We start from the raw sequence: 19,842 nt of genomic DNA on the forward strand, positions 1-19,842 counted from the left end.
TCAGGCCCGCATTTTTCCACCGCTTGGATCGAACAGCGGATCGATGTTGATGCGGGCAGGGCGGCGCTTGCCGAGAATTTCGATCTCGAACATGCCGCTGTCCGAATTGGTGGAAAGTTCCGTTGGCAGGTAGCCTTGCGCCATTGATTTCTGGACATAGTGCGCAAAGCCACCTGATGTGACCCAACCGACGACGCGCCAGTCGCCATCGACGATACCGCGTACTGCTGATGCGCCTTCTGCCGCCGTGGAGCCACGCACTTCCTTGCCCGCGCCATCGAAGCGGGGCGCGCCGTAACCGTGCGGCTTTTCAACGGAACCGTAATTGGTGGAGACCTTTGCCCAAATCGGTTCGTCGCCCATGACATCTGCATCAAGGGCGTCGACGACAAAGGACACGCGTCGCAGTGCCGGGCCTTCGGCCTGTTCCTTTGCGGCTGCATCGCGCCCGATGAAGTCGTTTTTCTCCATCTTGATGAAGCGCTCCATCGCACCCTCAAATGGGCCATAAATGGGCCTGAGTTCGCGAAACCAGGTCGGGAAGTTCTTTTCCAGCCGCATCGAAAGCAGCGCGCGCATGCCGAAATCGACAATGCCGAATTCTTCGCCCGCATTCTTGATGGCCGCATAGACCAGCCGTTGATAGGCAGGGGCCATCCAGATTTCATAGCCAAGGTCGCCGGTGTAGGTGATGCGGTTGACGATGCAGGGTGCGCCGCCGACAGCCATTTCACGGAAATCCATGAAGCGGAATTGCCCGGAGGAAATGTCGGTATCAACCAGCTTTTGCAGCAAGGCCTGGCTTTTCGGCCCGGCTATGGAGAGGCCGACAAGCGTCTGGTCGAAGCGATGGATGTGAACACTTCCATCTTTGGGCAGATGTGTTTCAAACCAGCGCATGTGGTATTTGGCTGCGGCTGAGGAGCCCCAGATTATGAAGCGCTCATTGCCCGCCTTGGCGATGGTGAAGTCGCCGATCATCTTGCCAAATTCGTTCAGCATCGGCGTCAATATGATGCGCCCGACCTTGGGCATACGGTTTGTCATCAGGCGGTTGAGGAAATCTTCCGCACCTTGGCCCGACACTTCGTATTTGGCGAAATTGGCGATCTCGGTCACGCCAACGCGTTCGCGCGTGGCGCGCACTTCATTGCCGATATGTTCAAAGTCGTTTGAGCGGTGGAAGGACACAATGTCTTTTGCTTCCGTGCCTTTCGGGGCAAACCAGAGCGGGGTTTCCAGACCCCAGCTATCGCCCATCACAGCGTTGTTTGCGATCATGGTGTCGTAAAGCGGCGTGGTCTGCGCTGGACGCGCAGCAGGCAATTCTTCATTGGGGTAGCGGATCGAGAAGCGGCGCGAATAGTTTTCACGCACCTTGGCGTTGGTGTAGCGCAGGCTTGCCCATTCGCCCCATCGGGCGACGTCCATGCCCCAGACATCGAAGCCCGGATCGCCGTTCACCATCCAGTTTGCCAGTGCCAGGCCGACGCCGCCGCCCTGGCTAAAACCGGCCATAACGGCGCACGCGCACCAGAAATTTGTGAGGCCTTGCACTGGCCCGACCAGCGGATTGCCGTCTGGCGCGAAGGTGAAGGGGCCGTTGATCACCTGCTTGATGCCGGCCTTCTCGATGCCGGGAAAATGCTTGAAGCCGATTTCCAGCGAAGGCGCGATGCGATCCAGATCGGGTTGCAGCAGTTCGTGGCCGAAATCCCACGGCGTATTGACCGGTGACCATGGCTTGCAGGCTTTTTCATAGGTGCCGAGGAGAACGCCATTGCGCTCCTGGCGGGTGTAGATTTCGCCCTTGAAATCTAGCACGCCAACCATTTCGCGGCCGGTTTCCTTGTTGAATGCCTCGACCTCGGGCATCGGTTCGGTCAACAGATACATGTGTTCCATGGCAAGCAGCGGCAGCTCAACGCCAACCATTCGGCCAACCTCACGAGCCCACAGGCCTCCGCAATTCACCACATGCTCGGCTTTGACGGTGCCTTGTTCGGTGACAACATTCCAGGTGCCATCCGCCTCTTGCGTCAATTCGGTGACACGATTGCGCAGGACGATTTCAGCGCCGAGTTTCTTTGCGGCCTTGGAGTAAGCGATGGTGGTGCCGGAAGGGTCAAGATGGCCTTCGACCGGGTCCCACATGGCGCCGACGAAATTCTTCTCGTCCATCAGCGGGAACATCGCTTTTGCTTCGGATGGCGTGATGAGTTCGGTATCCATGCCAAGATAGCGGCCCTTGGCGTGGGCAAGGCGCAGGAAGTCCATACGCTCCGGTGTGTCGGCCATCATCACACCGCCGGTCAGATGCAGCGAGCACGACTGGCCGGAAAGCTCCTCGATCTCCTTGTAGAGTTGCACCGTATAGGCTTGTAGCTTGGCGACGTTTGGGTCGCCATTCAGCGTGTGGAAACCGCCTGCCGCGTGCCAGGACGAACCGGAGGTCAGTTCCGAACGCTCGATCAGCATAATATCGGTCCAGCCCGCCTTGGCCAGATGGTAGAGAACCGAGCAACCGACGACACCGCCGCCTATGACAACTGCTTTTGCATGAGATTTCATGTAGATGGGTCCAGATGTATTGAAAGTGAATCAAGGAATACGTGGCTTCGCGATGGGACCAGACGTGGTTGCCTTGGTCGCAGTGCGGGTTGCTAGAAATCGGTCGGCGCACCGCCTTCGGCTCGCCGCTTTTCGACGAAAGCGTTGATTTCTTCGCGGATTGCCGGATCGATATAGGGTTCTTCGTAACTTGCGAGTCGCTCTTTCCAGACGCGGTTTGCCTTGTCCATTGCGGTTGGCGATCCAGCCTCCGCCCATGACTCGAAATTGCGCCAATCGGAAATGACCGGATTATAGAATGCGGTCTTGTAGCGGTCCTGCGTGTGCTGCGTTCCGAAAAAGTGGCCGCCCGGCCCGACTGATTCGATAGCGTCGAAACCAAGCGCATCTTCGGAAAGATCGAGGGGGTAAGGAACTCGGCAATCATCTGCAAGAGGTCGATGTCGAGAATGGCTTTTTCGTAGGAACAGCGTAGTCCGCCTTCAAGCCAGCCTGCCGCGTGCATCATCAGATTGCCGCCGCCTTGCACCGCACCCCACAGCGAAAACACGCTCTCATAGGCGGCTTGCGCATCGACTGCATTGGCCGCGCAGGTGTTGGATGTGCGATATGGAATCTTGTAGCGCCGTGCGAGTTGGCCACCGACCAGTTGCGCCTTCATATATTCCGGCGTGCCGAAAGCTGGCGCACCGGATTTCATGTCGACATTCGAGGTAAAGCCGCCATAGCCGACAGGCGCGCCTTTTTTCACCATCTGGGCAAATGAGATGCCGGCCAGCGCTTCCGCATTTTGCTGAACCAGTGCGCCAGCAATCGTCACAGGTGCCATTGCGCCCGATAGCGTGAATGGCGTCACGATCACAGCCTGACCCTTGGACGACATCTGGATGATGCCTTCCATCATCGGCACGTCGAGTTTCAGCGGCGAGTTGGTGTTGATGATGGTAAATACGGATGGCTCTTCGAGGAGTTGCTCGGCGCTGATGCCACGCGCGATGCGGGCAAGTTCAATGCCGTCAACATTGCGCTCCTTGCCCAGCGAATAGATGTGAAAGGCCTTGTCGGTCAGAAGCGCCAGATCGCGGATGCATTCAAGGTGACGCATTGAAGGATGAATGTCGATCGGCTCCACCGGGTAGCCGCCGGTGACATGAAGGATATTGTGCATCTGCGTCAGCCGCAGAAAATTGCGGAAGTCGGCCTGATTTCCAGGGCGGCGTCCCCGGTCCAGGTCAGAGCAATTGGGCGCCGAGGCAACCATTGCCATTACCAGATTGTTTCCACCAAAACGGACATTGTGCTCGGGGTTGCGCGCATGAAGGGTAAACTCTTGCGGGCAGTGGGAAATAAGTTCGAGGATCATGTCGCTATCGAAACGAACCCGATCTGATCCCTCGCGGACGTCGGCGCCATGAGCCTTCATGATGCGCCGGGCTTCATCGTGCAAAACGTCGACGCCTATTTCCTTTAGAACGCGCAGCGAGGCGAGGTGGATCGTTTCAAGTTCATCATCGGAAACCAGATTTGTCGGCACAAGCCCGTTTTTCAACTGGCGAAACGGCTGTTGCTCGAATGTGGTGGTTGCTCCTGTGCGTTTACCTGCGCGGCCGCCACGTCGTGCGCGGTCGGACGCGAGTGCCGGTTTGGCAGGGTGCAGCGCGGCAGTCATGGCAATCCTCATAAAATGCTTCAGTACCCACTTATAATGAACCGGTGGCCGTTGCGGTAAAGCGGAGGTGGCGACCATTAGGGCAAGCAAAACGACATTGGCGTTCACCGCGTCCTCTGGTCTTCCAACCTGAGCGCGCTGGCGTCTTTCGCCGTTTGCAGCACTGAAGATATATGGGCGAGAGCCGAGTCGTCGGCATCACAAGGAGACTGCATGACTGTCGCAAGCCGGATGGATTCGGGATCGGGAAATGTCCCTTGGGTGCCAATTGCCGGGGTAATCGCGACGGTTTCGGTCTTTGCCATTGCGCAAGGGCTCAGCTATCCGCTTTTCACCTTCCTCATGCAAAGGCAGGGCATGTCGCCCGCCTTGATCGGCCTGTCGGCAGCAATGACGCCTGTTGGCCTGATCGTGTCAGCACCGTTCGTTCCCATGTTGACCAAAAAGGTCGGAGCGCGTCGGCTTGCTGTCACTTGCGCCATTCTTGCGGCCTTTTTGTTCTTGTTGATCGGCATGCTGCAAAACGCGTTTGCCTGGTTTGTGCTCAGGTTTCTCATCGGGGTTGTCATTGATCCGCTATATGTATTGAGCGAGGTCTGGATGATTTCGCTTGCACCGCCCGCCAAACGCGGGCGCATCATGGGTATTTATACTGCCATTATCGGAGCGGGGTTTGCGGCTGGACCGCTAAGCCTGACATTGACCGGCTCGCAAGGATGGTTGCCATTTGCAATCGCCATCTGTGCCTTTCTGGCCTGTGCTGCATGTCTGGTTGCAGTCGGTAAAAAACTTCCGGAAATGATGAACGGCGAAAGTCACGCACCAATTGCATCGTTTTTCACATTGGCACCCGCATTGCTGTTGGCGGTGGCGGTCGCGGCGGCATTCGAGCAGAACATGTTGTCGTTGATGCCGGTCTATGGCCTGCACTACGGCATTGGTGAGCGCACCATGTCGGCCCTGTTGACGGTGATGATTGCTGGAAATATCGCCTTGCAAATTCCGCTCGGCCTCCTTGCCGAGAAGCTCAGCGCACGCAAGGTCATGATGTACTGTGCGTTGCTGACCTTGATTTGTGTCGCGTTCATCCCTCTGGCCATTTCCGATTTTCTGATCTGGCCACTGTTGTTCGTGATTGGGGCGGTTTCCTACACCATCTACACAATGGCGTTGATCGAGCTTGGCAACCGTTTTACCGGTGCGATGCTGGTGGCGGGCAATGCCGCTTTCGGGTTGATGTGGGGGCTCGGCGGGATCATCGGCCCACCTGTCGCGGGCAGCGTCATGCAAGTCATCGGAGTGCAGGGTCTGCCGCTGATGCTGGGTATCTTGTGTGCAACATTGCTGATTTTCTCAACGCTTCGGATACGCCAGAGGTCAACACTAGGATAGGGGTGCTTGTGCGATGCACCTCCAGTCAGCTACATTGCATATATGTGCGTTACAAAGGCTTATCTTCGCCTGCTTTCGACCGCTGTGACCCCGTCGCCGCGCACGCGTCATGCCGAGCTTTTGCGGTTGTGTGCGCGTATCGGCTATTCGCCGCCCGCCGATCTCTGAAGACCCGGCCCGGCCATTTTGCCGGATTGATCTGAAGAGGAAAGGCCAACCAAATGACCTATCAAAACTATTCGCTGAAACAACTTCAGCAAATCGACGCTCGCCATCATCTGCATCCGTTCACCGACCACAAGGAACTGCGTGAGTCGGGCTCGCGTATCATCACGCGCGCCGACGGTCCTTACATCTATGATTCCGATGGCTCTGAAATTCTCGACGGGATGGCAGGGCTGTGGTGCGTCAATATCGGCTATGGCCGCAATGAACTGGCGGAAGCTGCCTATACGCAGATGAAGGAATTGCCCTATTATAATACCTTCTTCAAATGCGCGACGCCAACACCCGTGCTGCTGGCGAAAAAGCTGGCTGAGCTTGCGCCGCGCTCCGTCAACCAGGTGATGTTCGGCTCGTCGGGTTCGGAAGCCAACGATACGGCGCTCAGGCTCGTGCGCCATTTCTGGGCGCTTGAAGGCAAACCGGAAAAGAACCGCATTATCTCACGCAAGAATGCCTATCACGGCTCAACTGTGGCTGGCACTTCCCTTGGGGGGATGGAAGGAATGCACCAGCAACTTGGCGGTGCGGTGCCCAACATCGTCCATGTCATGATGCCTTATGCCTATGAACTGGCGATGCCCGGCGAAAGCGATCATGATTTCGGCTTGCGCGCGGCCAAGGCGGTCGAGGATGCCATTCTTGAAGCCGGTGCGGAAAATGTCGCGGCTTTCATTGGCGAGCCGGTTATGGGGGCTGGCGGCGTCAAGATTCCACCATCAAGCTACTGGCCGGAAGTTGAGCGCATCTGCCGCAAACATGATGTGCTCTTGATGCTCGACGAGGTTATCACCGGCTATGGCCGCACAGGCGAATGGTTCGCCGCCCAGACTTACGGCATTCAACCGGATACCATCACCACCGCAAAAGCGCTGACGTCCGGCTATCAGCCATTATCGGCATTGCTCGTCGGCGACCGCATTGCCGAAACGCTGGTCGAAAAGGGTGGCGAATTCTTCCACGGCTACACCTATGCGGGGCATCCGGTGGCTTGCGCGGTTGCGCTCGCAAATCTCGATATTATCGAGAAGGAAGGTCTGATCGACCGGGTGAGAACCGATACCGGCCCTTATTTCGCCAAGGCGTTGCAGGAGCGTATCGCCAGGCATGGGCTGGTCGGTGAAACGCGCTCCATCGGCTTGATGGGAGCGATCGAGATCGTCAAGGACAAGGCGACCAAGGAACGCTTTTCGCCGGCAGGAAGTGCGGCCGTGCGAATACGCGATCACGCCATTGCGCAAGGATTGATGCTGCGTGCGACGGGCGACACGATGATTCTTTCGCCGCCCCTGATCTGGACGCGTGCAACGATAGACATGGCCTGCGAGCGTATTCTCAAGGCGCTCGATCTTACTGAAGCCGACTTGCGCAAGATTTAAAGCACCTAGCCAATAACAGGAAATTCAGACACGCTCGCAAGCAGTTGCGGGCGTTTTCTTATGTATCGATGAAGCGGATGCGTTTATCAATGACGACGGTATGAAACGCGTCGCAACGCAAAAACCGCGCCCCTGAATGGAACGCGGCATTGCCAGATACGCTTGGAGTTTCGCTACTCGACTACATGCGAAACCTACAAAATATACGGGCTTCGGTACGCAAAACCTGATCCGAAGCTCCGGGCGGATGCGATATGTCCGCCTCGAGAGCAGTTCTACAGGCACATCGTTACCGCATGGTTATCGAGAACTTAAGCAAACCTAAATATTGGCATTTTTGGCATTAAAGTTCCGAGAAACATAAAATGAGCGGGCTTTACTCGGCTTTACCGCGCAAAAAATTGATGATCCCGGAGAAATCCGTTCCGGTGCCACCCTGCGAATTGAAAAGCGCATAGAGTTGGGCGGCCTCAGCACCCAGCGGCGTAACCGCGCCAGCATTCTGGGCCGCCTGCTGGCTGAGTTTCAGATCTTTCAGCATCAATTCGGCGGCAAATCCCGGCTTATAACCGTTATTGGCCGGTGAGGTCGAAACGGGGCCGGGGACCGGGCAATAGGTGGTCAACGACCAGCATTGGCCCGAGGAAGTCGAAGCGACGTCGAAAAGGGCTTGATGCGACAGCCCGAGTTTTTCGGCCAATACAAAGGCTTCAGCGACGCCAATCATCGAAATGCCGAGGATCATGTTGTTGCAGATTTTTGCCGCCTGGCCAGCGCCATCTTCGCCGCAATGAACGATACGGCCCGCCATCGCTTTCAAGATCGGTTCGGCTTTGGCGAACGCATCCGTGGAGCCTCCGGCCATGAAGGTCAGCGTGCCTGCACTTGCGCCTCCGGTGCCGCCCGAAACTGGCGCGTCAATTGACAGCAGGCCATGCTTTTTGGCCACGTTATGAGCTTTGCGGGCCGAATCCACGTCGATAGTGGACGAATCGATGAACAAGGCACCTTGCTTGGCCTTCGACGCAATATCCTCATAGACCGACAGGACGTGCTTGCCGGCAGGCAACATGGTGATGACGATGTCGGCATCCTTCACGGCTGAAACAGCGTTGGCCATTACGGTAACGCCGTGGTCGCGTGCGACCGTCAGGTTTTCCGGCATCAGGTCGAAACCCTGTACTGCGTGGCCTGCCTTGACGAGGTTGGCCGCCATGGGATTGCCCATGTTTCCCAGGCCGATGAAGGCGATTGTCGTCATTAAAGTTCTCCCATTGTTCAGCGGCCTATCATGTGACGTGCGATGATGACGCGCATAATCTCGTTGGTGCCTTCGAGAATCTGATGAACGCGAAGATCGCGCACCAGCTTTTCGATGCCGTAATCGTGCAGATAGCCATAGCCGCCGAGCAGTTGCAGGGCATCATTGGCAATGGCAAATCCGTTATCCGTGACGAAACGCTTGGCCATTGCCGACCATTTCGAAGCGTCATGGGTCTTGGCGTCGAGTTTCGAGGCTGCCGCGTAAAGGAAGATGCGCGAGGCTTGAAGCTCCGTCTCCATATCGGCCAAGCGGAACTGAAGCGCCTGAAACTGGTTGATCTGCTTGCCGAAAGCCTTTCGCTGCGCCGTGTAGCCTAGAGCCTTGTCGAGCGCCGATTGCGCGCCGCCCAGCGAGCAGGCGGCGATGTTGAGCCTTCCGCCATCCAATCCCGCCATGGCAATGCCAAATCCCGCGCCTTCGCCCGATAGCATGTTCTCGGCGGGCACTTTGCAATCTTCAAAGGCCACCTGCCGGGTTGATTGCATGTGCCAGCCCATCTTGCTTTCCAGTGATCCGAAAGAGAGGCCGGGCGCGTCTTTTGGGACGACGATGGTCGAAATGCCTTTCGGTCCATCCTCGCCGGTGCGCACCATGACGACATAGACATCGCTGTCGCCAGCACCTGAAATGAACTGCTTGGCACCGTTCAGCACGTAATCGCCACCGCTTTTTACCGCTTTCGTCTTTAATGCTGCGGCATCCGAACCAGACCCCGGTTCGGTCAGGCAATAGCTTCCCAGCCATTCCATTGATGTGAGCTTTGGGACGAATCGCTGGCGTTGTTCTTCGCTACCGAAGCGGTCGATCATCCATGTCGCCATATTGTGAATCGAGATAAAGGAAGAAAAGCCGGGGCAGGCGCGTGCGAGCGCCTCAAACACCAGCACGGCATCGAGCCTGCCAAGCCCCGAGCCGCCGACATCATCGCGCACATAAATGCCGCCAAGGCCAAGCGGTCCGGTATCGCGGATAATATCTGCGGGAAAATGCCTGTCGCGGTCCCATTCCAGGGCGTTGGGCGCAACGCGATCATTGGCGAAGGCTTCTGCCATTTCCTGTATGGCGCGCTGATCCTCATTGAGTTCAAACTGACCGCTTGATCCAGTTGCAGCGCCGCTCATGGCATGCTCCCTATCTTACCGGGCCTGTTATCTACGCCCTGTCGTTTTTAGCTATGCGCGCCCGCCAATCTAGACCAATGATGCGGCCACGCAACCCGACCTTAAGCGCAGCGGTTGTGCAAAAATACATGTTCGAGGGTGAAGGTGACTGCAAATTTCAATGAACTTCTTGGCTCATTTCGCTCCTATGTCTCCGGTGTGGGAGTGGAGGACCGACAGAGCGCTTTCTTGCCGAGGTCGACTGGACGATGCCAGCCCGACAGTTGGAGGCGCATGCGCTGCCCTGCCTTTCTTATCTGGGACGTCTTGTGGGCATGGCTTCACCGTCCGAGCGCGACCTTGTGGCCTTGCTTGCGCGCCACGCTGAATTCCTGAATTGGGGACAGACCTACAAGGTTGAGGACTTCGGCCAGAATTTCCTTGAAAAATATGGCTGGATGGAGCTTTTCGGCACACGCGGTCATTTTTGCAATGACAGGGTCGCGGCAGGGTTTCTCATGCTGGGGCCGGAAGTGGTCTATCCCGATCACCATCATATCGCCGAGGAGATCTACATTCCGCTCACCAGTGGCACGGAATGGCGCATGGGTGACGAGGCTTTTCGCAAAAGATCGGGCGGAGAGGTGGTGCATCACGCGCCCAATGTCAGCCATGCAATGCGAACCGGTGAGGCGTCATTGCTTGCGCTTTATATGTGGCGTGGCGGACCATTGGCGCAGCGCTCAACCATTGCCGCAACTGCTGGCGGGCAGGAGATCTGACATATGGCCAAGGCAATCATGCTTCAGGGGACGGGGTCCGATGTCGGCAAGACGGTGCTTGTCGCGGGCCTGTGCCGCGTTGCCAGGCGACGTGGGCTCGAAGTTCGTCCCTTCAAGCCGCAAAATATGTCGAACAATGCTGCCGTCGCCGATATTCCGGGCGAAATTGATGGCGGAGAAATCGGCCGCGCCCAATGGTTGCAGGCCATTGCCTGCGGTGTTGCGCCATCTGTCCACATGAACCCGGTACTTTTGAAACCGCAGACCGATATCGGTGCGCAGGTCGTCGTTCAGGGCAAGGTTTTCGGTGAGGCCAAGGCGCGCGATTATCAGGTGTTGAAGGGCAAGCTTCTCGACGCGGTTCTGGATTCGTGGGCAAAGGTCGGCGAGGACGCCGATATTGTCATTGTCGAGGGTGCCGGATCGCCTGCGGAGATCAATCTGCGCGACCGCGACATCGCCAATATGGGCTTTGCGACACGCGCCGATGTTCCCGTCATTCTCGTCGGTGACATTGATCGTGGTGGCGTTATCGCGGCGGTCGCGGGGACGCATCTGATCTTGCCGGATGAAGACCGGCATATGATCGGCGGTTATATCATCAACAAATTCAGGGGCGATGTGTCGCTGTTTGAGGATGGGATTACGGCGATTGACCGGTTCACAAATTGGCGTTGTTTTGGCATCGTGCCTTGGTTGAATGCCGCTTCACGCTTGCCGTCGGAAGATTCCGTCGTTCTCGAGCGTTTGGCGTCGGGAGAAAAACGGGCGCTGAAAATAGCTGTACCGATGCTTTCGCGGATTGCCAATTTCGACGACCTTGATCCCCTCAAAGCCGAACCGCAGGTCGAGGTCGTGTTCGTTCCGCCGGGAACGCGGCTTCCCCAAGATGCCGGTCTGGTCATCATCCCCGGATCGAAGTCGACCATCGGCGACCTGCTTAAATTGCGCGAAAATGGATGGGATCGCGATCTTGCAGCGCACCGACGCCGCGGCGGCCATATTGTCGGCATTTGCGGCGGGTTTCAGATGCTGGGGAATGTGGTGCGCGATCCCTCTGGCATTGAAGGCTCCGCCGCAGAGGTCGAAGGGCTTGGCCTGCTCGATGTCGAGACGGTGATGGAACCTGAAAAGACCGTGCGCAATGTTTCGGCGCGTTCCACCCATTTCGATCTGCCACTGGAGGGTTATGAAATTCATCTTGGTCGGACAACAGGTGGTGACTGCCAAAATCCCGCCGTTGTCATCAATGGTGTTCAAGACGGTGCGACATCAGCCGATGGCAAAGTGTTTGGCACTTATCTTCATGGGCTGTTCGGCGCTGATGCGTTCAGGGGGAAGTTTTTGAATAGTCTCGGCGTTGTCAGTGCCGGCATCGACTACCGTGCCGAAGTAGAGAAGGCGCTGGATCAAATCGCCGTCGAGCTTGAAACGCATCTCGATTGCGATGCGATTTTCGCTATGGCGCGTTGAAATTGTGGTCGAAAGTCACCAGCCCATTGCCGCGCGCAAGGGGTTGGCGGGATCGGCCAGCAGCTTTGCGGCCAGCGCCAGGCACACAATGACCAGTAGCGGTTTTATCAGTTTTGCGCCGTTGCGGATGGCGAGGGAGGCGCCCAGCCGCGCGCCCAGAAATTGCGCAATGCCCATGATGATGCCGATTTTCCAGGCTATGGCTCCGACCATGGCAAAGATGGCGAAGCCGCCGAGATCTCGATGCGAAATTGAGAAGTTTGGTGTGGGCAGTGGCCTTTAACACTCCAAAGCCGGCGAGTGCCACAAAGCCGAGCATGTAGAAGGAACCAGCGCCGGGTCCAAATAATCCGTCATAGAAGCCAATGATTGGGACAAATGTACAGCCGAATATGAGCGGTGATAGCCGCCTTGCGCCGTCGAGGTCGTTCATGTTGGGCTTGAATGCAAAAAACAGTGCGATGGCGATGAGTACGATCGGCAGGGCGGCGCTCAATATATCGCCCGGCACGATCGTTGCGGCGAGTGCGCCAATGGCTGCGCCGAAGAAAGCCAGCAAGGCGGACGGCAATTGGCGGCGTGGGCTGACATGGCCCTTCGTTGCATAGGCAAGGGTTGCCGAGCCTGAGCCGAACAGGCCCTGCAATTTGTTGGTGCCAAGTGCTTCAACCGGAGAGAACCCCGCCAGAAGCAGGGCGGGTACAGTGATTAGCCCGCCGCCGCCTGCGATGGAATCGACGAACCCGGCTGCGAAGGCTGCGAAAACGAGGATTGCGACGGTCTGGAAGGCAAGATCGAACATCGGGTGCAGCACATATTCAGGTGAGGCAGGGAAGACACATTGCGTGTTCGATCACGGTAATGGCGATTGCGCAATGCCATTTCCACGCTAACTATGCGCGTGGTGTTTTCATAGGGGGACTGTTCATGGCCGTAGCTATGCTTGAGCGGATACGTTCGATCTTCGATGGCGATCCGGGAGTGCGCAAAGTGGCCGACGACCCGGTGCTTTCGGCTGAGTTGTTGATGCTGTTTCGGATGATCCTTGCCGACGGCACCGTCAGTGAAAGCGAGATGGATGCTTTTCGGCGCATCTGTCGCGAGGTATTCGGGATCGCAGATGCCAGTATCGATAGCGTCGTGGAATATCTGAACGAAATTGGCTACGAAACCAGCGGTTCGCAGGCGATCGCGCTGTTTCGCGATCTCGATATCGAGCGACGCAGACAACTTGCGCGCCACATGGCTGACATTGCCAAGGCCGATCAACATCTGGCGGCGAGCGAGGTGAAACTGCTGCGGCGTACCCTCGATCTTCTTGATATCAATGCGCTTGATGTCGTGAAGGGGCAAGATTAAACAACCGCAGATTTGCCTACGCCTGTTTGTGCAGCTTCCGTGCGATAGCGCGTTGCAAATCCGGTGCTGCCGCGACAAGTGCTTGTGCAGGAGCGGACTGCGGATGGTTGAGCACTTCATCCGTTTTGCCGCGCTCGACAATCCTGCCTTCATGCATGACCAACACTTCATCGGTTATCGCGCGGGCGACCGTCAGGTCGTGGGTGATGAACAGGTAGGCAATGCCGAGTTTGCCGTTCAATTCGGCAAACAGGTCAAGGATCTGGGCGCGGATTGATACGTCGAGCGCCGAAACCGGCTCGTCGGCTATCACCAGTTTCGGCCGGGTGATGATGGCGCGCGCAATCGACAGGCGTTGACGCTGGCCACCGGAAAACTCATGCGGGTATTTGTCGATATCGGCAGATGCGAGGCCGACCTCGTGAAGTGCATGTGTCACCATTTCTCGGCGCTCTGTGCGCGTGGGCTTTTCTTCAAGTACATGGAGCGGTTCGGATATCAGCCATTCAACGTTCTTGCGTGGATCAAACGAGCCGTAAGGGTCTTGAAAAACGACCTGCATGTTGCGGCGAAGCGGCTTTAACGCCGCCTCATTCCGGCCGGTTATCAGGTCGCCGCGAAATCGAATTTCCCCTGAAGTCGGTTTGTCGAGCGCAAGGACCATGCGCGCCAGTGTGGACTTGCCGCAACCAGAGCGGCCGACCAATGCGACAGAGCCACCGGGGGCTATTTTCATGGATATATCGTCGACTGCACGGGTCGGTGCGGCGCGGCGGAAAAACGTGGTGCGCCGTCCCTGATAATCGCGCGTGATGCCTCTCGTCTCAAGCAAGGGGGCGGTCGTCGCCACGTTGGTAAACCTGGCACGCGCCGGCACATGCATGGAAGCCTGGGCGAGTTGGCGCGTATAGGGATGTGTCTGGTTGGACAAAACCTGGGCGGTGTTGCCGGATTCCGTGACTTCGCCCTGCCGTAAAATAGTGATGCGCTCCGCCATTTCGGCGACGACGGCAAGGTCATGGGAGATCAACAGAAGGCCCATATTTTCTTCGGCGGCCAGTTCGCGCAAAAGATCGAGGACCTGGGCTTGCAGCACGACGTCGAGCGCGGTGGTCGGTTCGTCGGCGATCAGCAGTTTCGGCTTTAGCGCGCAGGCGATTGCGATAACGACGCGCTGGCGTTGCCCGCCGGACAATTCGTGGGGATAACGCGACAGCGGAAAATCCAGCGCGGGGAGGCCAACACGATCAAGGATGGCAATGGCACGCTCTTCGGCTTGCGCGCGGCTGGCTCTTGTGTGCCAGCGAATGCCTTCGGCGACCTGCTCTCCGATTGTCTTGACGGGATTGAGCGCCGTCATCGGCTCTTGAAAAACCATGCCGATATCGTCACCGCGTAGCGCACACATCTGGTCTTCGGTGGCTGAAAGTATGTCTATACCGTCGAAGGTGATGCGCCCTGTGGCACGCGCTGCATAGGGAAGCAATTGCATCACGGCGAGCGCGGTGATCGATTTTCCCGAGCCGGATCTCGCCCACCAGAGCCGTAACTTCGCCCTGCTTTACGTCAATTTCGACGCCATTGAGGATCGAGGCTTCACCGATTGTCAGCGAGAGGTTTTCGATCTCGAGAAGGCTCATCGCCGCCGCCTCGATTTCGGATCAAGGATATCGGCAATGCCGTCTCCAAGAAGATTGAGCCCGAGGACGGTGATGACGATCGCCATGCCGGGAAATATTGCCATCCACGGGGCTATCGTCATGCGCGTCTGGGCCTCGAAGAGCATGCGGCCCCAACTTGGCATGGGCGGTTGCGCACCCAGTCCCAGATAGGACAAGCCCGCCTCGGCCAGAATGCCAAGTGCGAACTGTATCGTGCCTTGCACCAAAAGCTGGTTGGCAATGTTTGGCAGGATGTGTTCAGCGGTAATCTGGCCCTTGCCTTTGCCTGAGGCGCGCGCTGCAAGAATGTATTCGCGTGGCCAGATCGACAACGCACTGGCGCGGGCGACACGGGCGAATACCGGTATGTTGAAAATGCCGATGGCGATGATTGCATTGACCGCGCCGGGGCCGAAAATCGCGGTAATCATGATCGCAGAAAGCAGAGCGGGGAATGCGAAAACGAGATCGTTCAGCCGCATCAAGGCTTCGTCGAGAAGGCCGCCACGAGCGGCCGCGAACAGCCCGAGCGGAACACCGATGCCCATGCCAATGCCGACCGCAATGAGAGCGACCGCAATGGAGTTGCGCGCACCGACCATGATCATCGACAGGATATCGCGGCCGAAATGATCGGTCCCGAACCAGTGGATCAAGGAGGGGGCTTGCGTCCTGTCGGGTATAATCAATTTCGTCACGTCATATGGCGTCCACATGAACGAAACGAGTGCCACGAGGGCGACAATCAGCGTGATGAGAAGACCGGTCAGAAATGAGCGATTGCGCAATGCTTTGGCCGCCAGCTTCGCGAAGCCTTCATCTGGCGTTGTGCTTTGCACGGTCATTGCCTGTGCCTCAGGCGTGGATCGACAATGGCATAGGTCAGATCAACGAGAAGGTTGACGGTAATCACGGTTGCGACCAGCAGCATGACAACGCTTTCGACCACGATCAGGTCGCGCTGGGTGATCGCCTGGAACAATAGCCTGCCAAGCCCCGGCAGATAAAACACGTTTTCGATAATGATCGTGCCGGCAAGCAGGAATGCGAACTGCAATCCCATGATGGTGACGACGGGGATCATCGCGTTGCGCAATGCATGACGCCACAACACGGCGCGATATGGCATCCCCTTGGCGCGCGCGGTTCGGATATAGTCTTCGTTCAAAACTTCTATCAATGCTGAGCGCGTTACGCGGGCAAGAATTGCCGCTTGCGGCAATGCGAGCGCGATGGCTGGCAGCATGAGTGCTTTCAGCGCAGATAATGCGCCGCCATTCCAGCCGGGAAATCCACCTGCGGGAACCCAGCGCAGCCAGACGGCGAAAAGATAAATCAGCAGTAGGGCGAACCAGAAATTGGGAACTGCGACGCCCAATTGTGCGGCACCCATCGAAATGGCATCGCCGCTGCGCCCGCGCCTGCTTGCCGCGTAGAGCCCGACTGGAATGGCAATGGCGGTGGATAGCGCCAACGCGATCAATGCCAGCGGCAGCGACACGGCGAGGCGTTCGCCAACAAGATCAATGACCGGTACGGAATAGGTATAGGAACGCCCGAAATCCAGGGATAGAAGCCCGCCCGCCCAATCGAGATAGCGCAGGATCAGCGGGGCATTCAGGCCCATCTGATCACGCAGTTGCTCAACTTGCATTGCGCTTGCGTTCATGCCCAGCATCAAGCGTGCGGGATCGCCGGGGATAATTTCCAGCACCGCGAAAACCACCAGCGACGCCAGAACCAGTGTGGCGGCTGCAATGGTCAGGCGCTTGAGGAGATAGGCAATCATCCGGCGGATGCCCCCAACATGACAGCCATCAACCGCACTCCCTGCGCCAAGCAGGCCAGAGTGGGTATCCCAGCCTATTCACGTTGGCAGACCCGTTTTGCAGTTCAGTCTGTCCACTTCACCTTGGTCAGATCGTTGGCCTGGATCGGCGCATTTTTCCAAAGCCCCTCCAGCTTGGCGTCCCATACGCCTACCTTTGGCAGCTCGTACAAAAAGCCGACCACTGCGTCATCCGTCAGGATTTTTTGTGCCTGCCCGAGCAATTCGTTGCGCCTGGGTTCGTCGGCCGTAACGTTCAGTTCCGCGATTACCTTGTCGAAGGCGGGGTTGTCGTAATTGAAGTAATAATCCTTGCGCGCATAGATATTGATGTCGTTTGGCTCGGTGTGGGAGACAATGGTCAGGTCGTAATCCTTCTTGGTGAAGACCTGATCCAGCCATTGCGCCCATTCCACCGGAATGATTTCGAGGTTGATGCCGATTTCGCGCAATTGCGAGGCAATGATTTCACCACCCAGCCGGGCGTAGGAAGGTGGCGGCAGTTTCAACGTTGCCTTGAAGCCGTCTGCGAAGCCCGCTTCCTTAAGGAGTTCCTTGGCTTTTGCCACATCGTGCGGGTAGACGCCTGTCAGGTCCACATATGCCTTGCTGGCCGGGGACTGGTGAGAGCCGATCGGCGTGCCAAATCCAGCTGATGCGCCGTCGATGATCGCCTTGCGGTCAAGCGCGTAGGATATTGCCTGCCTTACCTTCAACTGGTCGAACGGCGGCTTCTTGTTGTTGATGGATAAAAGCGTTTCGCCCTCGGTCGAGCCGACCACGATCTTGAAGCGTGGGTCGCCTTCGATCTGTGCAACACCGTCCGGCTGGAAGAAGGGAAATGCCTGCACATCGCCTGACAGCAACGCTGGAACTGCGGCGGCGGCATCGGGTACGATGCGGAACTCGGCCTTGTCGAGGAAAACCGGATCGCCCCAATAATTTTCTGACTTCACCAGTCTGATCGCGGAGCCCTTGGCCCAGCTTTCGAATTTGAACGGGCCGGTGCCAATCGGCTTTTCCTTGTTTGTGTCCGCCGATTCCGGCGCCACCATCACCGCATCGCCCCAGCCCATATTGTAGAGGAAAGAGCCTTGCGGGTTTTTCAATGTCACCTTCACGGTTGCCGGATCGATGACATCAACGGTGTCGATATCCGCGAAAAGGCCCTTTTGTGCATTGACCGAGTTTTCCGCACGCGCCCGGTCAAGCGAGAATTTCACGTCATCTGCGTTGAAATCCGTGCCGTCATGAAATTTGACGCCGGTGTGCAGCTTAAAAGTGTAGATCTTGCCATCGTCGGAAATGGTCCAGCTTTCAGCCAGATCCGGCAGCACCTCGCCATTCGGGCCGATGCGGGTCAGGCCCTCGAACACATTGGCGTAGAGAACTTCGTCGATTGCAGCGGCAGCGCCCGCCGTCGGGTCCAGATGCGGGGGTTCGAGCGGTATGGCAAGAACCAGATCGGTGCGCGCTGCGTAGGCAGCGGTCGCGCTGCTCAACGCCAGCGCGCTGGCGACAAGAATGGCTTTCCAAATTCTCATGGGTCGACTCCCGAAGTTCCCGGCAAGGATGAAACAAAGCGTGGTTTGGCGATAGTGTAAATCATGTTTCGCATCGATATTGAGCTTTGCGTGCGATTATTGCGCTGGCATGTCAGTGCGCACCACCGCGCAGCAGCACGTTCAAACCAATCGCCATAACTTTTGCAGCATCGACCATATCATCTATGCCGACCCATTCGTCGGGCCGGTGGGCAAGGTCGAGAATACCCGGCCCATAGGCAATGCAATCATAGATATGGCCAAGGCGGGCAATGTGTTTCTGGTCATAAGTTCCCGGTGAAATCACATAGTCCGGTTCGCGGTCGAAAACCTCCATGATGCCTTGCGCCACAGCTTTGACAACTGGTGCGTCGCGCTCCGTCATCAGCGGCTGCACTTCCATCATATCGCGAATTTCGTAACGGAATTTGGGACGATCACGCGTCAGGCGTTCAAGGATCGACGTCACCTCGCTTTTGACGGCACCGATTTCTTCTTCGAGCAGAAAGCGGCGATCTATCGTCAGGCGGCAGGAATCGGGCACGTTGGGTGAGGGCAGGCCGGGGCGGAAGTCCTCTGTCTGGCCTCCGTGAATGGAATTGATGTTCATGGTGGAGCGGCGCGCACCCTCAGGCACAACCGGCATACGCGTCGACTTGCGATCGAGAGCGGGAAACAACTCGTTTTCGAAGGCCTGCAATACCGCGCCCATGTGGCGAACCGCATTGTCGCCAAGAAATGGCATGGAGCCATGTGCGATTTCGCCCCTGGTTTCGATTTCGGCCCACCAGACGCCGCGATGGCCAAGACAAATGCGGTCCTTGTTCAAAGGTTCTGGAATGATGACGTGATCGACCTTGGGTTTGGAGAAATAGCCAAGGCCGGCCAGATGGGCGACGCCGCCGAAGCCGCCCGATTCCTCATCGACCGTTCCCGATATTTCGATGGCACCGGGAAAATCGGGATAGACCTGCATGAAGGCTTCAACCGCGATGAGGGACGCGGCAAGCCCGCCTTTCATGTCGCAGGCGCCGCGCCCATAGACCCTGCCGTCCCTGACAAGACCGGCAAACGGGTCAACGGTCCAGCCATCGCCTGCTTCGACCACGTCGATATGCGAGTTGAAATGAACGCAAGGCCCCGGCGCGCGCCCATCGAAGCGAGCCACGACATTGATGCGCGGATAGCGATCCGTGTCGCCCGGTGTGCCTTCGGCGCGGATAAATTCCGTCTCAAAACCGCGTTTTTTCAAATATTCGGCAATGTACTGCGCACAGGGGCCGTACGCTTCACCCGGCGGATTGATCGTCGGGAAACGGATCAGGTCGGCGGTCAGCGCGACGAGGTCGTCACGCTGCTTTTCGACTGCATTCAAGAGTTGCTCATTCATGTACGAAGTTGAACAAAGAACGACCTCGCTTTGCAAGCTCCTTTGTGTCGCCGTTGTTGTTGCGAGTGACCGATGCGCCATTTTGGCACAATCTGTTTCAAATTTTCAGTAATTTTGTCAGGATTCGCTCAATATACATCTGGTAACG

At 57.3% G+C, this 19,842-nt stretch carries 13 protein-coding genes and 3 pseudogenes; 6 read left to right on the top strand and 10 right to left on the bottom strand.

Annotated features, from left to right (window positions below; translation table 11 throughout):
* On the bottom strand, positions 1-2,571 hold the full coding sequence (locus AC0L7S_RS15185; protein ID WP_473471786.1) for a GcvT family protein: 2,571 nt from the start codon (positions 2,569-2,571) through the stop codon (positions 1-3).
* A gap of 92 nt (positions 2,572-2,663) precedes the next feature.
* A pseudogene (locus AC0L7S_RS15190) lies at positions 2,664-4,240 on the bottom strand (trimethylamine methyltransferase family protein).
* Between the two features lie 213 nt (positions 4,241-4,453).
* Here AC0L7S_RS15190 and AC0L7S_RS15195 point away from each other — a divergent pair.
* Genes AC0L7S_RS15195 through AC0L7S_RS15205 form a run of 3 tightly spaced genes read left to right on the top strand, consistent with a single transcriptional unit; the run spans position 4,454 to position 7,233 of the window.
* Positions 4,454-5,632 (top strand): MFS transporter, encoded by a 1,179-nt coding sequence (locus AC0L7S_RS15195; RefSeq protein WP_473471787.1) that lies wholly within the window; start codon positions 4,454-4,456, stop codon positions 5,630-5,632.
* Between the two features lie 6 nt (positions 5,633-5,638).
* A complete protein-coding gene (locus tag AC0L7S_RS15200) occupies positions 5,639-5,800 on the top strand; it encodes a hypothetical protein (protein ID WP_473471788.1) in 162 nt (53 codons plus the stop codon).
* Positions 5,801-5,853: 53 nt separating this feature from the next.
* On the top strand, positions 5,854-7,233 hold the full coding sequence (locus AC0L7S_RS15205; protein ID WP_473471789.1) for an aspartate aminotransferase family protein: 1,380 nt from the start codon (positions 5,854-5,856) through the stop codon (positions 7,231-7,233).
* Between the two features lie 376 nt (positions 7,234-7,609).
* Here the strand turns inward: AC0L7S_RS15205 and mmsB are convergent, their stop codons facing one another.
* Both mmsB and AC0L7S_RS15215 read right to left on the bottom strand, forming a co-directional pair.
* Entirely contained in the window at positions 7,610-8,494 is an 885-nt protein-coding gene (mmsB, locus tag AC0L7S_RS15210) for a 3-hydroxyisobutyrate dehydrogenase (RefSeq protein WP_473471790.1), read from the bottom strand.
* Positions 8,495-8,511: 17 nt separating this feature from the next.
* A complete protein-coding gene (locus AC0L7S_RS15215; RefSeq protein ID WP_473471791.1) occupies positions 8,512-9,678 on the bottom strand; it encodes an isobutyryl-CoA dehydrogenase in 1,167 nt (388 codons plus the stop codon).
* 248 nt (positions 9,679-9,926) lie between these two features.
* On the opposite strand from AC0L7S_RS15215, the gene AC0L7S_RS15220 reads away from it, so the two are divergent.
* Both AC0L7S_RS15220 and AC0L7S_RS15225 read left to right on the top strand, forming a co-directional pair.
* Entirely contained in the window at positions 9,927-10,439 is a 513-nt protein-coding gene (locus AC0L7S_RS15220; protein WP_473471792.1) for a dimethylsulfonioproprionate lyase family protein, read from the top strand.
* Between the two features lie 3 nt (positions 10,440-10,442).
* On the top strand, positions 10,443-11,912 hold the full coding sequence (locus AC0L7S_RS15225; RefSeq protein WP_473471793.1) for a cobyric acid synthase: 1,470 nt from the start codon (positions 10,443-10,445) through the stop codon (positions 11,910-11,912).
* 15 nt (positions 11,913-11,927) lie between these two features.
* Here AC0L7S_RS15225 and AC0L7S_RS15230 read toward each other — a convergent pair.
* A pseudogene (locus tag AC0L7S_RS15230) lies at positions 11,928-12,714 on the bottom strand (TSUP family transporter).
* Between the two features lie 125 nt (positions 12,715-12,839).
* On the opposite strand from AC0L7S_RS15230, the gene AC0L7S_RS15235 reads away from it, so the two are divergent.
* A complete protein-coding gene (locus AC0L7S_RS15235; protein WP_473471794.1) occupies positions 12,840-13,271 on the top strand; it encodes a TerB family tellurite resistance protein in 432 nt (143 codons plus the stop codon).
* Positions 13,272-13,287: 16 nt separating this feature from the next.
* On the opposite strand, the pseudogene AC0L7S_RS15240 reads toward AC0L7S_RS15235, so the two are convergent.
* The 5 genes and pseudogenes from AC0L7S_RS15240 to AC0L7S_RS15260 all read right to left on the bottom strand — a co-directional run bounded on the left by AC0L7S_RS15240 (position 13,288) and on the right by AC0L7S_RS15260 (position 19,694).
* Positions 13,288-14,911, bottom strand: a pseudogene (locus AC0L7S_RS15240) (ABC transporter ATP-binding protein).
* Positions 14,908-15,777, bottom strand: a complete 870-nt coding sequence (locus tag AC0L7S_RS15245; RefSeq protein WP_473471795.1) for an ABC transporter permease — start codon at positions 15,775-15,777, stop codon at positions 14,908-14,910. The pseudogene AC0L7S_RS15240 and the gene AC0L7S_RS15245 overlap by 4 nt, the downstream one beginning before the upstream one ends.
* Positions 15,774-16,721 (bottom strand): ABC transporter permease, encoded by a 948-nt coding sequence (locus tag AC0L7S_RS15250; RefSeq protein ID WP_473471796.1) that lies wholly within the window; start codon positions 16,719-16,721, stop codon positions 15,774-15,776. Before AC0L7S_RS15250 ends, AC0L7S_RS15245 begins: the two co-directional genes overlap by 4 nt.
* A 104-nt stretch (positions 16,722-16,825) precedes the next feature.
* Positions 16,826-18,304, bottom strand: a complete 1,479-nt coding sequence (locus AC0L7S_RS15255) for an ABC transporter substrate-binding protein (RefSeq protein ID WP_473471797.1) — start codon at positions 18,302-18,304, stop codon at positions 16,826-16,828.
* Between the two features lie 112 nt (positions 18,305-18,416).
* The gene (locus AC0L7S_RS15260; RefSeq protein ID WP_473471798.1) at positions 18,417-19,694 is read right to left on the bottom strand and encodes an acetylornithine deacetylase/succinyl-diaminopimelate desuccinylase family protein; all 1,278 of its coding nucleotides are present in this window, start codon (positions 19,692-19,694) and stop codon (positions 18,417-18,419) included.
* Positions 19,695-19,842: the final 148 nt, after the last annotated feature.

The sequence above is a fragment of the Mesorhizobium sp. G2-6-1 genome, assembly GCF_055809095.1.

Excerpts from the sequence above, each read along its gene's own strand:
- AC0L7S_RS15185 (WP_473471786.1), bottom strand. The coding sequence starts at position 2,571 with ATGAAATCTCATGCAAAAGCAGTTGTCATAGGCGGCGGTGTCGTCGGT.
- AC0L7S_RS15195 (WP_473471787.1), top strand. The coding sequence starts at position 4,454 with ATGACTGTCGCAAGCCGGATGGATTCGGGATCGGGAAATGTCCCTTGG.
- AC0L7S_RS15205 (WP_473471789.1), top strand. The coding sequence starts at position 5,854 with ATGACCTATCAAAACTATTCGCTGAAACAACTTCAGCAAATCGACGCT.
- mmsB (WP_473471790.1), bottom strand. The coding sequence starts at position 8,494 with ATGACGACAATCGCCTTCATCGGCCTGGGAAACATGGGCAATCCCATG.
- AC0L7S_RS15215 (WP_473471791.1), bottom strand. The coding sequence starts at position 9,678 with ATGAGCGGCGCTGCAACTGGATCAAGCGGTCAGTTTGAACTCAATGAG.
- AC0L7S_RS15220 (WP_473471792.1), top strand. The coding sequence starts at position 9,927 with ATGCCAGCCCGACAGTTGGAGGCGCATGCGCTGCCCTGCCTTTCTTAT.
- AC0L7S_RS15225 (WP_473471793.1), top strand. The coding sequence starts at position 10,443 with ATGGCCAAGGCAATCATGCTTCAGGGGACGGGGTCCGATGTCGGCAAG.
- AC0L7S_RS15235 (WP_473471794.1), top strand. The coding sequence starts at position 12,840 with ATGGCCGTAGCTATGCTTGAGCGGATACGTTCGATCTTCGATGGCGAT.
- AC0L7S_RS15245 (WP_473471795.1), bottom strand. The coding sequence starts at position 15,777 with ATGACCGTGCAAAGCACAACGCCAGATGAAGGCTTCGCGAAGCTGGCG.
- AC0L7S_RS15250 (WP_473471796.1), bottom strand. The coding sequence starts at position 16,721 with ATGATTGCCTATCTCCTCAAGCGCCTGACCATTGCAGCCGCCACACTG.
- AC0L7S_RS15255 (WP_473471797.1), bottom strand. The coding sequence starts at position 18,304 with ATGAGAATTTGGAAAGCCATTCTTGTCGCCAGCGCGCTGGCGTTGAGC.
- AC0L7S_RS15260 (WP_473471798.1), bottom strand. The coding sequence starts at position 19,694 with ATGAATGAGCAACTCTTGAATGCAGTCGAAAAGCAGCGTGACGACCTC.